This window comes from Mesobacillus thioparans (assembly GCF_965138835.1).
GTDB lineage: Bacteria > Bacillota > Bacilli > Bacillales > Cytobacillaceae > Mesobacillus > Mesobacillus thioparans.
The window spans coordinates 101,668-115,274 of the sequence record NZ_CBCSFH010000012.1 but is presented as its reverse complement, the minus strand read 5'-3'; the positions used below and the strand labels follow the sequence as shown (position 1 = coordinate 115,274).

General features: G+C 40.6%; 13 protein-coding genes. 10 read left to right on the top strand and 3 right to left on the bottom strand.

Annotation, left to right across the window (positions count from 1 at the left end; translation table 11 throughout):
* Nucleotides 1–52 precede the first annotated feature (52 nt).
* The gene (locus ACNAZ4_RS18175) at nucleotides 53–2,167 is read right to left on the bottom strand and encodes a transglycosylase domain-containing protein (protein WP_415816713.1); all 2,115 of its coding nucleotides are present in this window, start codon (nucleotides 2,165–2,167) and stop codon (nucleotides 53–55) included.
* Between the two features lie 1,016 nt (nucleotides 2,168–3,183).
* Here ACNAZ4_RS18175 and ACNAZ4_RS18170 point away from each other — a divergent pair.
* The 4 genes from ACNAZ4_RS18170 (at nucleotide 3,184) to ACNAZ4_RS18155 (ending at nucleotide 6,793) form a co-directional block, all read left to right on the top strand.
* Nucleotides 3,184–3,906: a DUF421 domain-containing protein gene (locus ACNAZ4_RS18170; protein ID WP_415816711.1), complete on the top strand. Its 723-nt coding sequence runs from the start codon at nucleotides 3,184–3,186 to the stop codon at nucleotides 3,904–3,906.
* 488 nt (nucleotides 3,907–4,394) lie between these two features.
* Nucleotides 4,395–5,333, top strand: a complete 939-nt coding sequence (locus ACNAZ4_RS18165) for a magnesium transporter CorA family protein (protein ID WP_415816709.1) — start codon at nucleotides 4,395–4,397, stop codon at nucleotides 5,331–5,333.
* A 172-nt stretch (nucleotides 5,334–5,505) separates the two neighbouring features.
* A complete protein-coding gene (gene spoIIP, locus ACNAZ4_RS18160; RefSeq protein WP_415816707.1) occupies nucleotides 5,506–6,627 on the top strand; it encodes a stage II sporulation protein P in 1,122 nt (373 codons plus the stop codon).
* Nucleotides 6,620–6,793, top strand: a complete 174-nt coding sequence (locus ACNAZ4_RS18155) for a hypothetical protein (protein WP_415816705.1) — start codon at nucleotides 6,620–6,622, stop codon at nucleotides 6,791–6,793. The genes spoIIP and ACNAZ4_RS18155 overlap by 8 nt, the downstream gene beginning before the upstream one ends.
* A 57-nt stretch (nucleotides 6,794–6,850) precedes the next feature.
* Here ACNAZ4_RS18155 and corA read toward each other — a convergent pair whose 3' ends face one another.
* Complete coding sequence (gene corA / locus ACNAZ4_RS18150) at nucleotides 6,851–7,801, bottom strand: magnesium/cobalt transporter CorA (protein WP_415816703.1); 951 nt, start codon at nucleotides 7,799–7,801, stop codon at nucleotides 6,851–6,853.
* 103 nt (nucleotides 7,802–7,904) lie between these two features.
* Nucleotides 7,905–8,417, bottom strand: coding sequence for a CBO0543 family protein (locus ACNAZ4_RS18145; RefSeq protein ID WP_415816701.1), 513 nt, complete (start codon nucleotides 8,415–8,417; stop codon nucleotides 7,905–7,907).
* A gap of 88 nt (nucleotides 8,418–8,505) precedes the next feature.
* Between ACNAZ4_RS18145 and ACNAZ4_RS18140 the strand changes: the two genes are divergently transcribed.
* The 6 genes from ACNAZ4_RS18140 to ACNAZ4_RS18115 all read left to right on the top strand — a co-directional run bounded on the left by ACNAZ4_RS18140 (nucleotide 8,506) and on the right by ACNAZ4_RS18115 (nucleotide 13,589).
* Nucleotides 8,506–8,889, top strand: a complete 384-nt coding sequence (locus ACNAZ4_RS18140) for a VOC family protein (protein WP_415816699.1) — start codon at nucleotides 8,506–8,508, stop codon at nucleotides 8,887–8,889.
* Nucleotides 8,890–9,086: 197 nt separating this feature from the next.
* Nucleotides 9,087–9,320: a hypothetical protein gene (locus ACNAZ4_RS18135; RefSeq protein WP_415816697.1), complete on the top strand. Its 234-nt coding sequence runs from the start codon at nucleotides 9,087–9,089 to the stop codon at nucleotides 9,318–9,320.
* A 176-nt stretch (nucleotides 9,321–9,496) separates the two neighbouring features.
* Nucleotides 9,497–10,747, top strand: a complete 1,251-nt coding sequence (locus ACNAZ4_RS18130) for an MFS transporter (protein ID WP_415816695.1) — start codon at nucleotides 9,497–9,499, stop codon at nucleotides 10,745–10,747.
* Nucleotides 10,748–10,844: 97 nt separating this feature from the next.
* Nucleotides 10,845–11,405 carry a glycerol-3-phosphate acyltransferase gene (locus ACNAZ4_RS18125; RefSeq protein ID WP_415816693.1) on the top strand — a complete coding sequence of 187 codons (561 nt, stop codon included), beginning with the start codon at nucleotides 10,845–10,847 and terminating at the stop codon, nucleotides 11,403–11,405.
* A 404-nt stretch (nucleotides 11,406–11,809) separates the two neighbouring features.
* Nucleotides 11,810–12,808, top strand: a complete 999-nt coding sequence (locus ACNAZ4_RS18120; protein ID WP_415816691.1) for an NAD(P)H-dependent flavin oxidoreductase — start codon at nucleotides 11,810–11,812, stop codon at nucleotides 12,806–12,808.
* 211 nt (nucleotides 12,809–13,019) lie between these two features.
* Nucleotides 13,020–13,589 (top strand): MEDS domain-containing protein, encoded by a 570-nt coding sequence (locus ACNAZ4_RS18115; RefSeq protein WP_415816689.1) that lies wholly within the window; start codon nucleotides 13,020–13,022, stop codon nucleotides 13,587–13,589.
* The last annotated feature ends 18 nt before the right edge of the window (nucleotides 13,590–13,607 follow it).

Sequence of the window (13,607 nt, the reverse complement as noted above, 5' to 3'; positions counted from 1 at the left end):
AAGGTACAGAATGAAAAATGAGAGCAGCTCATCAAAGCCGCTCTCTTATTATTTACTGACCTTTCCATTCACGTAATTTATCGATGACTTTATCGCCGACTTTACCGGCATCTTCCTGCATTTGTTCAAAAACCTTTTTCCACTTCGGTGCTTCCTCTTTTAATTTATCTTCAACTTTGCCAGCACGGTTTTTTAATTCTTCTTCTAATTTGTCCGCTTTATCCTTGATTGCTTTTCCGGTTTTATCATAATCAATGTTCCCGGACTGACTTTCGTTGATTGATTTGACTGTGAATTCTTCCTTTTCGACATGTGGCAGAGTTTCCTCCATGATGGCCCGGAATAACGGAACCACATCCTTCGAACTGCTGCTGGATAAATAATGATTTCGATCTGTTTGATCATATCCAAGCCAGACAGCCCCGACGATATTCGGTGTATATCCAACAAACCATTGGTCCTTTGTACCGTTGATATCGGCATAAGGGAGCTGCGTGGAACCAGTTTTGCCGGCTAGATCGACTCCCTCAATATAGGTTCCCTTTCCGGTACCTGATTCCACAACATTCAATAACATGGAGGTCATTTTATTGGCCACTGACTTAGAGGTTACACGTGTCGTGGAGCCATCATGCTCGGCTATTACTTTGCCAGTCGGCCCGACTATCTTCGTAATCAGGTGACCATCTTGCCTTTTTCCGCCGTTAGGGAATGCAGAGTAAGCTTCAGCCATCTTAAGCGGAGATACTCCATTGTACATACCGCCGAGAGCTAGCGCCAAATTCTGGTCTTTTTTCTCGACTTTGATGCCGAACCTCTTGACTGCATCAATTCCTTTGTTCAATCCAATTTCATTTAAAAGCCAGACAGCAGGGAGGTTGATAGAATTTTCTACTGCCTCATACATTGGCACTTCTCCCTTGTAGGTATCTGAGAAGTTTTTTGGATTGTAATTTTTAAAGCTCATCTTTTTGTCGACCAGCATAGAATCATATTCATAGCCTTCTTCTAATGCAGGTGTGTAAACAGCCAGCGGTTTCATGGTCGAGCCTGGCTGGGCCCTTAAATGCGTTGCCCGGTTGAAGCCGCGGAAAACCTTATCGCCTCGACCGCCGACCAGCGCCCGGACTCCTCCGCTTTTAGGGTCCAACAGCACCGATCCGCTTTGTACCAATACATCACTTGCCCGATCGGGGAAATGGTAGTTTTGACTGTACACCTTCTCCAGACCCGATTGAATATTCTGGTCAAGTTCTGTGTAAATTCGATAGCCTCTTGTCATGATTTCATCCTGTGTGAGACCGTATTTGCTCGTAGCTTCATCCAATACAGCATCTACATAGGAAGGATATTTACGATCTGCAAGTGAACCGCCGCCGTCTTTTAATTGTATCTGCTCAGCCTTTGCTTCCTTGTACTCCGAATCGGAAATTTTTCCTAATTCGTTCATCTTTGCAAGAACGACATTTCGGCGCTTGATGGAAGCCTCATAATTATTATATGGATCAAGAGCAGATGGAGCCTTAAGCAAGCCCGCGAGCAGAGCAGCTTCGCTGATCGTCACATCCTGAATATCCTTGGCAAAGTATTTCTTGCTGGCATTATTGATCCCAAATGCGCCACTGCCGAAATAAACCTGGTTCAGGTACATTTCGATAATTTCATCTTTTTCGTATACCTTTTCAAGTTTTACGGCGAGAAAAAGTTCTTCCACTTTACGCTTGTAAGTCCGTTCAGAAGAAAGCAAGGCATTCTTCGTAAGCTGCTGAGTCAACGTACTCCCGCCTCCGGTAATCTGTCCTGCAAACAGGTTTCCGAAGAACGCACGTGCGATGCCCTTGACATCAAAGCCATTATGTTCGTAGAAACGCTCATCTTCAATGGAGACGACCGCATTAGGCACATACTCTGGCATATCCTCAATCGGCACCCCGCCAGTCCGGTTAGTCGCAAGCTTGCTGGCTTCCTCTCCATTTTGGTCATAGATAGTGGTTGCCTGGCTTAAGCCATCCTTTAAAGTCTGGACATTGGCCCTGCTGGCAATAAAAGCAAACCAAAGTATTGAAAGCAATATAAAAACCAATAAGATCAATAACAAAATTTGTGTGAGGTGGCGTCTTTTCCAGAATCGGACAATAGCCTCCCATAAACGGTGCAACAATTGCATATAATTTCTCCTTTTTAAAATGAAACTTTATGAAATCAGGTGGATCTTTGACAGCTTTTACTTCTGTACCTGAAAAGCTGTCAAAAAAACGATGTAATATTGACATCTTAGACTTCTGATCAAGAAAAGCTGTCAAAATAACGATGTATTCTCGACGACTCGGCTTCTGATCTTAAAAACCTGTCAAAATAAAGACGTTTCCTGGGCAGCTTTTGTTACTTTTCCTTGAATCCTGTAAAAATAAAAATTAGGCCGGCAACCTAATTTATCTTTCATTATATAATTTTTTTCAGGAACGGAAAAGCTGGAGCCGTTTTGCCGTGTATTGTTAGTATGACAAAAAAATGAAAATACTTGTAAAATCCAGTCACAATCTGATTTTTAGGCTTCGGACAGGTTTTCTCCTTTTACCCCTAAACCTGTCCGAACTTGAGGCTACTTGGGATAGCTTTTTTCCTTTTTTACCTTAAACCTGTCCGAACTTGGGGCTACTTCGGACAGGTTTTCTCCTTTTACCCCTAAACCTGTCNGAACTTGGGGCTACTTCGGACAGGTTTTCTCCTTTTACCCCTAAACCTGTCCGTACTTGAGACTACCTCGGATAGCTTTTCTCCTTTTCTCTCCAAACCTGTCCGAACTTGAGACTACTTCGGACAGGTTTTATCCATTTACCCCTAAACCTGTCTGAAATTGAGGCTACTTCGGACAGGTTTTCTCCTTTTACCCCTGAACCTGTCCGAACTTGGGGCTACTTCGGACAGCTTTTCTCCTTTTACCCCTAAACCTGTCCGAACTTGATGCTACTTCGGACAGCTTTTCCCCTTCTTCCCCCTAAACCTGTCGGAACTTGAGGCTACTTCGGACAGCTTTTCGCTTTTCCTCTCTAAACCTGTCCGAACTTGAGGCTACTAATGATGGCAGGGATTATTTCACTGTATTTTTACAGAGGAAACATTCATAAAAAGTGTTTGTGATAAGAAAACTATAGAAAGAAGGTTTCAGCAAGGAGTGAAGGTATGAAAATGATAGAAGAAATGCTAATTTTGCTGGGCAGGGTGGTTACCATACTTCCTTTGATGTTATTCGCGACTTTGTTCATGGGAAGGCGTTCGATTGGAGAATTGCCGATTTTTGACTTTCTGATTCTGTTGTCCCTCGGTGCTGTGGTTGGCGCTGATATTGCGGACCCGAAAATTCCTCATATACATACGGCAGTGGCAATCATTTTAATCGCAATACTTCAGAAGCTGGTAGCCTATCTGAAATTAAAAAACAGGAGATTGGGACGTTTGCTTACATTTGAACCGATCACAGTGATTTATGAAGGAAAGTTAATTGTAGAAAATCTGCTTAAAACACAGTACTCCATCGATAATATCCTGTTAATGCTTCGGGAAAAAGATGTATTCAATATTGAGGATGTAAGGATAGGAGTTCTTGAAGCGAGTGGAAACTTAACGGTGATGAAGAAAGCAGCCAAATCAGCAGTCACTTTGGAGGATATGGATATCGAAGCAGACAGAGATGATCTGGCTCTGCCGTTGATTGTTGATGGAAAGTTATATGAAAAGGTGCTCGAACAGCTTGGTTTGAACGAAAAATGGCTGAAGGACCAATTAGCCCAGGAGGCGGTACATGAGCTGAAGGATGTATTTTTCGCGTCCATCACAGCTGATAAAGCCTTGCAAATTACCTTGAAAAAACAAACATCAATTACCATACCTGCGATTTATCATTGAATCGGCTTCCCTTTTCGAGTCGAATTGTCCCCCTGCCGGCACATTTTTGGGTTAGGCTGTTTTCGCATTTAAAATCCTAAAGCAGATTATAACGGTATAAAAAGCCGTTTTGTAGTTCGGAAGTAAGTGTGCAGGATCTTTACTCATCAATAACTTTAATGTTGTGATGAAAAATTCAATCCAATTTTTTCAGCCAAAAGCAACAATGTTTGATAGAAGAGCCTCAGGTTAAGCTCATAAATGAACAAAGCGATTTTTTATAGTAGTTCATTGAAAATATCATTGTACTTTAACTCAGTCAGGAGTAAGATGTAAGAGGTGAAAAAAGAGAGGAGTTGGTATCTTTGGGTTATTCAATAGAACCTGATCCCGAAAGGCCCGGGGAAGTCGATAATCTAGTAGATTTGATACAATTGAAAGCTGGAAGACTATCAACTCTGATAAACGGTAATTGACTTCCTCATTTAAACTCGAGGAGGTGGCGAAGAATGTTAGAAATCTTCAAAAGCAATGAAGCCAGACAATTAGCACATATTGAAGAAATATCCAAAGGCTGCTGGATCAATATGGTGCATCCTTCAGAGGATGAAATTGCCAGAGTAGCCGGTGAAACGGGTATAGCGGTTGATTTTATCAGGGACGCCCTTGATGATGAAGAACGCCCTCGTATTGATAAGGAAGATGGCAACGTTTATATTATTGTCGACTATCCATATATCACCCACGATGAATCGGGATTTCCCATCTATGAAACGATTCCAGTAGGGATTATCCAGACATCGAGCTGCATCATTACGGTTTCATTAAAAGAAACTCCGGTCCTGGAGGAATTCCGCAATAACAGGATAAAGGAGTTCTATACTTTCAAAAAAACGAGGTTTGCTCTGCAAATCCTTTACGTTATTTCAATTTATTATTTGCGTTACCTGAAACAAATTAACAAAAAGACGAATGAAATAGAGCGTGAGCTGCACCAGTCCATGAAAAACAAGGAATTGTACGCCTTCCTTGCTCTTGAGAAAAGTCTGGTATACTTCACTACTTCTTTAAAATCCAACAAAGTAGTGCTCGCTAAAATCATGCGCTTTAATTATTTGAAAATGTACGAAGAAGACAAGGATTTACTCGAGGATGTCATCATTGAAAATACTCAGGCGATTGAAATGGCTGAGACTTACAGCTCGATCTTGAGCGGAATGATGGATGCTTTTGCTTCTATCATTTCCAATAATCTTAATATGGTGATGAAGTTTTTGACATCGATCACCATCATCCTGTCATTCCCGACCATGGTTGCAAGCTTTTATGGGATGAATGTGGACCTGCCTTTCCAGCATAATCATTATGCGTTCATTCTGGCCATCAGCATGGCTGTGCTCTTGGCAGGAATCACTGCCTTCATCTTCTGGAAAAAAAAATATTTTTAATGTGATAGGGAAGTTCTTAATTCGCTTTCTAATGATTTATATGATTTCTATACACATAAAAAACAGCGTCTGGCCATATGTCCAGGCGTTTTTTAGTCTAAATTCTTGTTTTTTTCATATTCATGGAATAAAAGATCTTGTATCACATGGAAAAGGTGATTGGATGACCGGTTTGTTTTTAAACATATACAGAAAAATCATGATGGTTGTTTTCATTGTGATCAGTACAACGGTTTTGTTCCTGATTGCAGGTCTTCTATCTACATCGAATATCAGCTTTTTTAAGTTTAAAGTGAACGGTGATATTGGAGCGGAGGTGTTCCTGCGGATAATCGGTTATGAGAATCCGCTGATCGGACATGCTTTAACAGGTGCAAATACTGACTACCCGATTTTTTCAACAGGATTTCGATTGCTTACAAATGTTGAAATGAATGATATCAGGAGTCTGATCAGGAGTGAGATTCCGGGATTCAGTGCCTTTGATTCGAATTTCCTTATCGCGGAAGAAGGTGTGGATTTTACAGATATCCCGATCGAATCAGCTCCGCCTATAGATGTGCTTTTACAGGAAAGAAATATAGCGGCGAATGAGCTGAAGGAACTCAATAGCGGTAAAGTGTCTTCTGGTGACTCGCCATCTGAGAAATCTGTTTTCATTTATCATACTCATAGTTGGGAATCCTACTTGCCTTTGCTAGGCTTGGAGGGGGCGAAGAATGAAAATGAAGCTGTTGATGGAAAGACCAATATAACGATTGTAGGTGAACTGCTTGGACAGGAGTTGGAAAAACGCGGTGTTGGGGCTAGCGTGGATAAGACCAATATTGGGCAGGAGTTGGATAAAAAGGGCTGGCTGAGTTATAAGTCTTATGAGATTTCACGTTCACTTGTCCAAAACGCGATGGCGGGCAATGATAAATTAGAGTATTTCATCGATCTGCACAGAGACTCAGTCAGGAAGGATTCAACCACAGCAATGATAAATAATCAACCATATGCTAGAATTGTTTTTGTCATTGGGGAGGAAAACAAGAATTTCCAAAAAAACCTCAAGTTCGCCAATGAGCTTCATAAAATTTTGAATAAGCAATATCCAGGGATAAGCAAGGGAGTTCTCCCAAAAAAGGGAATTGGTGTCGATGGGATTTATAATCAGGATTTGAGTGCCAATTCTTTGGTAGTGGAGGTCGGCGGTGTCGATAATAATATGAAAGAACTAAAAAACACTGTCGAAGCATTAGCGGAAGCCATCAGCCAGATTTATTGGAAGGCGGAGGAGGTTAATGGCTGACCATCTGGAAAAATATCTTTGGCTGTTGCTGACCGTTGTCCTTACTCTTTTGTCTTTTCATTTTCTAACCTATGAGACCACAATTGCGTGTTTCCTGTCCGGCCTCATTGTCAGCAGTAAATGTCTCGTGGAGGATTTTATCCACTTCCATGAAGATGAAGAATAGCAAAAAGAAAAACCATTTAAGAATCGGCTTAAATGGTTTTTGACTTGAATAAGCACCTTACTTAAACCAGCCCTTCTTTCTGAACCAGAGAAACATGGCCAGTCCGATGATGAACATAGCTAACAGAGCTCCAAAATAGCCAAATTCCCAGGATAGTTCAGGCATATTCTCAAAATTCATTCCGTAAATACCGGCAATGAAAGTCAGAGGCATGAAAATGGTGGTGATTACAGTAAGTACCTTCATCACCCGGTTCGTTTCGTGTGCATTCATCGATAGATAGCTATCACGGATATCCGTTGTCAACTCACGGCTTGCTTCAACCTTTTCAGCCAATCTTAATAAATGGTCATGGATGTCCGCAAAATATTCTTTTTGTTCAAGAACACCAGAAAGACGGTGTGAGTTAATCATCCTGTATGCCAAATCCCTCATTGGTGTGATGGTATGGCGGAGTGAAAGGAGTTCATGTCTTGTGTCGAAAAGGTCTTCAAGCAATTCTTCCATTGAGCGGTCCGCTGAATTTTCGTCTATTTCGTTCAATAAATCCTCAATACGATAGACATGCGGGAAATAATTATCGACTATTTTATCCAAAACATGATAAAGGACAATCGAGGGATTCCACTCTTCAGGTGTTTTGGAAAGCTCAAATCTTTTCCAGACATCCTCCACCTCACGTGTATTGTCACTATGGAAAGTAATAATATAGTTGGAACCCAGGAACAGGTCAACTTCTTCTTTCTGCATGGATTCAGAATTCAATGCCTGAAAAACAAAAAAATGATAATCATCATAATAATCCAGCTTAGGTCTTTGCAGAGTATGGATGCAATCTTCAATTGATAATGGATGGAACCCGAGCGGCTCCTTTAGAAATTCGATTTCTTCATCAGTCGGTTGATTGAAATCAATCCAAAACCATTTATCTCTTCCTGAAATTAAAGTTTCTATAGTTTGTCCAGTCTGGATCTGGCCCGAATGACTTACAGAAATTGTACGTATCATAAATTCTCCCTGAATGTCTTAATCATTTCCTTTTAGTTATTATATAAACAAAGGTGTACAGGAAGCAAAGCTTAAGGTTTTGAGGAACTAAGGGACTACTCATTTATTTTAAATCCTGAAATGATGGATGGTGGAAATAAAGCAAAATGATGATAATCGGGATTGCAAGCAACAGCCCTGCCAATGGACGTTTATAGTGTACACCCAGTACAGTGAACATAATCATATTGAAGATTGCTGAAGTAATGATTCCCCAGCCATTTTGATATATAAACAAGTCCTTTTTTTGAAAAAAATACTCGATGCTAGTGAATAATATAACCCAACCTGCACCATATAGGATTTTTCTGGGGAAAATTGCGGGGATATGGTCAAGATAGATCATGATGATGATTGGGATGATGATCAAGCTGAAAACCAGATCGATATAAGTGTGATTCAACCAAGGGGTCCTGGGTTTATAAGCCCATAAGGTATGGTTGAAGAAAATAAAGTTATACATTAAATTGCATATTATATAGAATTGGATCGTAGGATAAAAATCCCGCCAACGTTTCCAGTCTACGAGAAAATAGCCGAGAATGAGATATACAGACACGGTCCCAATCAGATTCATAACATGACTTCCTTTAAGATTTTATGATATTGTTTCCAAAAATAAGGTTTCCGATTCACTGGATTAAGGGAAAGGGAGGAGGGATTAGTTGCTGCATCATGTTGAAATCAATGTAACTGACCTAAAAAGGACAATTAAATTCTGGAATTGGTTTTTGAAAGAATTAGGATATGAGGTTCACCAAAAATGGGATATGGGCATCAGCTGGAAATATCAGTCGACTTATCTTGTTTTCGTACAGACGGATAAAAAGTATATAGAGGCAGGATATCATCGTTCGAGGGTCGGACTGAACCATCTTGCATTCCATGCAATGTCAAGGGAACAAGTTGATAGGTTCACTGAGAAACTAAAGGAAAAAAATATCCCTATTCTGTACCAAGACCGGCATCCTTTTGCAGGAGGGAATGGTCATTATGCGGTATTCTTCGAAGATCCTGATCGTATAAAAGTAGAATTGGTTGCTCCGTGATTGTGCAAACTGCCACTTTGACGTAATTATGTAGAGTGTTGATCTTAAAACATTGGATTTGTTACGGCGAAAACAGTCCATAACTTGCCAGAAAGCTAATCAGTCGATATTTAGTCATGGAAACGTAAAGGATGTAAATTGAAGATATGAGCGGGTGTCTGTTATGCTAACGGTATACATAATAAGGAGGGATTTCTGTGGGAGAATGCAAGATTGATCACAGCAAGGAAGATGTCCAAAAAAAGTTTGAATCACAACAGGAATATCTGCCCCAGGATATACAAGGTTCATTTAGCAATTTTCTGATGGAAGAACATACTCAGGATATCCTGAATGAAGTTTTTCATCTGCTTAAAAAGTACGACCTTGCGAACGAAGACGAAAGAAATGAACGTAACAACAGATTGAATTTGATCCTAAAAAACCTCTAATGGGAAAGGAGCTCAGTGCTCCTTTTTTTTATGTCTAAATATAGAAATTAACAGAATAATCTTTGTTTAATTAATGTGTGAATTTCTTATTGCCAGTAAAAAACAGAAAGAGTAAAATTAGGTGGATATTTCGATATACAAAATAATTTGAATCATTTGAAGAAGGAAGAATGCATATGCAAAGTCCAGCTGAACAGGCACTGCAGAATGAAAAGAATAGTATCTTCAATGGTGTTGCTTCGACGATCGTCATGAGCATGAGCAACAATTATTTTGCCCTTTTCGCAATCGGTGTCCTTGGTGCGACGAATTACCAAGTAGGTTTAATCAGTTCCCTGCCGCAAATAGTGGGCATGTTCGCAATGATCCTTGGGACTGTCATCATGAGCAGACTTCAGGAAAAGAAGAGGTTCACAGGGCTGTCGATTTTATTTACCCGCTTCTTTTTGCTTTCGATGTTCCTAGTCATTTACCTGCCTCAGGAGTACAGGGCATGGACGTTTGTTATTTTGATCGGTCTTATGAATCTTCCAGGCTCATTCGCGATGCTAAGCTGGCAATCGTTCATTGGAGACCTTATTTCTGATAGCAGGAGGAGCGGTTTTTTCAGTGAAAGGAACAGAATACTGACAATCGCTGGCATGTTCACCACATTGGTGATTGGTATAGGACTTCAGTGGTTTGATAAAGCCAATCCATTGCCATATCAGATCCTGTTCATTCTGGCATTCCTTTTTGGCATAGTAGAAGTCTTTTATTTGAATAAACATATAGAACAAAAAAAACAATCGAACAAAGTACTGAAACGGGTCAAATTCGGCTGGGATGCCTATAAACATAAACCATTCATCTATTTTCTGATCTGCGGCTTATTCTTTAACTTTGCCTGGCAGCTGGCCTGGCCGTTGTTCAATATTTATAATATTAAAATTGCCCATATGACCGGGTTTTGGATCAGCATCATTACCGTGGCAAACCAGGTAGGACAAATCATCAGCTTCAAATGGTGGGGAATGATGTCTGATAAGCACAGCAATGCAAAAATGCTGGCAATTACGGCTATAGGGATGGCGACGGCACCATTTTTAACGATCCTTTCGACGAATATGTATTATTTAACATTTGTGAATTTCACTTCAGGCTTGTTTGTCTCAGGAACGGTGCTTTTATTATTCAATCAGCTGCTCGAAGTGACCTTGGAGGAAAACCGCAGCAGCTTCATTGCGCAATATAATATCAATTTGGCTATAATCGGTTTTATCGCTCCGCAAGTGGGTGTGTTCTTACTACAAATGAGTTCCATCAATACAGCTATGAATCTTGCAGCCGGCTTGCGTTTAGTCAGCGGTGCTGTATTTTTGGTATTTTATTATTATATGAGAAAGCAATATTTCAGGAGCACTGTTGCTTCTGTCCCGAGATCCTAGAAAGGAGCCAGTCAAAGGCTCCTTTTTGTCATTTGAAGGAATTTCTGATTTTTTACCGAATATGCTTTATAAATAATTGAAGACAGGTTGTGTCTATATGGCTATAATTATTTTTTTCTTATGTTCATACTTGCTTGGCAGCTTGATGGCAGGGTTCCTGGTAGTGAAGCTGCTAGGGAATAAGGATATAAGAGCGGAGGGCAGCGGAAATGTAGGGGCACGAAATGCCGGCCGGGTAAATGGAAAGATTTCGTTCATCCTGACATTTCTTGGCGATGCCCTTAAAGGAGCGAGTGTCATCATCGCAGGCCATTATTTTGGTTTTTCATCAGAGTTAACCCTGTGTGGATTGGGATTTGCAATCCTGGGTCATGTTAAGCCCATTACCTTGAAATTCAAAGGCGGGATGGGGATCTCCACATTTATTGGCGGGATGCTCGCTTTTGAACCATTAAGTGCACTGGTCATCATCACTGGCTTCCTCTTTCTCTATCCATTTTTGAAAAGCTTTACATTTGCAGGCCTTGGTTCTTTTCTACTGATCCCGATCAGCTTTTATTTCCTGAAGACCTCCACTTCAACAATCGTGATCACCATAATACTCGTCATGGCCATCATTTATATCCACCGCGAAGATATCATGGAAAGATTAAGATAATTTATCGCATACAAAATTGCTATCAATACCAATGTTTAGCTTTTGCACATGTTGAGGTAAAGAGTTGAATAGGATAATATATCCGTTCGAAAGGAGCCTGTATTATGTGGAACTGGGTTTGGTATTTGGTTCTGCCAGTTGTACTGTTGCTATTAATAGAAGAGGTAAGCCAGTTCATTTGGCGCCGATATTTAAAAGATCCGGAAGAAGAGCATGACTCACTTTTTTCCCGAATTCGCAACAACATGAAAACAACTCTGAAAAAATATCGAAAGGATCCTTCACATTAGAGTGACGGATTCTTTTTTAATATAATATTGGATGGTCTTTGTTGAATTATTCAGTGTATTAAATTATGATATAGATATTCAGAAAATTTTGACATGTATAGAAGGGATGATACTATGAGTAAAGTGGTTCCTGAAAGCTGGTGGGATCAATTGACAGTACCCGCAATAGCAGCGCCGATGTTCCTTGTTTCCGGCCCGGATCTGGTGGGCGCATGCTGCAAAAACGGAGTGATTGGATCTTTCCCGGCACCGAATGCCAGGCCGATTGAGGCGCTTGATGAGTGGATGGGCAGGCTGAATGAGGATTTGGCAGAAGCGAGGAATCGTGAACCTGAAAGGAAAATCGCACCGTGGGCTATGAATATGGTCGTGCACAGTACATACAGCCGTCTTGATGAAGAGCTGGAGTTATTGAAAAAGCATAAGCCGCAGCTCGTCATCACCTCCCTTGGAAGCCCAAGAAAAGTGGTTGAAATTGTCCATGAATATGGCGGACTGGTGTTTTCTGATGTGAGCGATGTGAAATTTGCCAGGAAAGCCGCAGAAACTGGAGTAGACGGCCTTATTTTGGTTGCTAATGGAGCTGGGGGACATGCAGGGGAATTGAACGGCTTTGCTTTTGTGGATTCTGTCAGGACCTTCTGGGATGGAATCATAGTACTTGCAGGTTCGATTACTACCGGAAAATCGATCCTTGCTGCCCAGGCTGCAGGCGCGGATCTTGCCTATATGGGTACTAGATTCATTGTGGCAGAGGAAAGCATGGCAAATGATGAATATAGGAAGATGGTAGTAGACGCAACACAAGATGACCTGATTCTCACGGATGCTTTTTCAGGTGTAAAGGCTAATATGCTAAAGCCGAGCATCGTAAAAGCTGGATTGGATCCTGAGACACTTAAGAAAAAGAACAGTGTCAATTTTGATTCAATGCAGAGGGAGACGAATGCAAAAGCGTGGAAAGACATCTGGTCAGCTGGCCAGGGTGTTGGGGCAATCAATGAAATTCAGCCTGCTTCTGAGATTATCAGACAATTAGAAGATGAATATCATAAGGCTTTATCGGTTTTGAACGGGAAAGCGGGCAAATTGGCTGCGAATGCCATAAAATAATGAATCCGGCCCTCACTGAATCTTTTATTTGGTGAGGGTTTCTTACTAAAAGACTAATTAGCCGGAGCTTGGAGTAGAATGCAGAACTGTCATTAAAATGAAAAATAAGTTTAATCGATTAATGGAAGGAAGTATGATAAAATTAAGGTTATATCTTGAATAAGCGAATTCATTGTTTGTTTCCCTTGAATTCAGGAGGAGACTGATAACAATGCAAAATAAAATCCAGGACCTGATTACAGCTGTTGAACAGTCTGGTGCCCACATCTTTTACTCATTCAAGGATGAGCAAAAATATATTAGCAATCTTTTAGTCTATGTAAATGCAGCAATCGGACTTGGCAACCATGTCATGATTATAGATAATGACCGGTTCATGCCTGAAATCCAGAATAGGATCAAAAAAGAGTTTGATGAGAAGCAGCAAGAAATGATCCATACACTTAATAATTATGATTTTTATTGCTATCGAGGCAATTTCCATAAAGATACAATTTTAAGTTACCTGGAAAACATGATTGAACCCTTCCTGGAAAAAAACATCCCAATCCAGACCTGGGCCCATGTTGAATGGAGAGATCAGGAAGAGATCTTCCAGAACCTTGGCGAATATGAAAGGGAAGCCGATCTGATGCTTCAGGCTACCAAGCTGATAACGATTTGCGCGTATGATTTTGAAAGGGTGCCTGAATCCCTTGAAAAGGTATTGAGGGATTGCCATGATTATCATATGTCAGATGACACCATTGAACTGATCGAACATAAGAGCAGAATAACCTAATGAATTACCTGCCTAAAA

Excerpts from the sequence above, each read along its gene's own strand:
- ACNAZ4_RS18175 (WP_415816713.1), bottom strand. The coding sequence starts at position 2,167 with ATGCAATTGTTGCACCGTTTATGGGAGGCTATTGTCCGATTCTGGAAA.
- ACNAZ4_RS18170 (WP_415816711.1), top strand. The coding sequence starts at position 3,184 with ATGAAAATGATAGAAGAAATGCTAATTTTGCTGGGCAGGGTGGTTACC.
- ACNAZ4_RS18165 (WP_415816709.1), top strand. The coding sequence starts at position 4,395 with ATGTTAGAAATCTTCAAAAGCAATGAAGCCAGACAATTAGCACATATT.
- ACNAZ4_RS18155 (WP_415816705.1), top strand. The coding sequence starts at position 6,620 with ATGGCTGACCATCTGGAAAAATATCTTTGGCTGTTGCTGACCGTTGTC.
- corA (WP_415816703.1), bottom strand. The coding sequence starts at position 7,801 with ATGATACGTACAATTTCTGTAAGTCATTCGGGCCAGATCCAGACTGGA.
- ACNAZ4_RS18145 (WP_415816701.1), bottom strand. The coding sequence starts at position 8,417 with ATGAATCTGATTGGGACCGTGTCTGTATATCTCATTCTCGGCTATTTT.
- ACNAZ4_RS18130 (WP_415816695.1), top strand. The coding sequence starts at position 9,497 with ATGCAAAGTCCAGCTGAACAGGCACTGCAGAATGAAAAGAATAGTATC.
- ACNAZ4_RS18125 (WP_415816693.1), top strand. The coding sequence starts at position 10,845 with ATGGCTATAATTATTTTTTTCTTATGTTCATACTTGCTTGGCAGCTTG.
- ACNAZ4_RS18120 (WP_415816691.1), top strand. The coding sequence starts at position 11,810 with ATGAGTAAAGTGGTTCCTGAAAGCTGGTGGGATCAATTGACAGTACCC.
- ACNAZ4_RS18115 (WP_415816689.1), top strand. The coding sequence starts at position 13,020 with ATGCAAAATAAAATCCAGGACCTGATTACAGCTGTTGAACAGTCTGGT.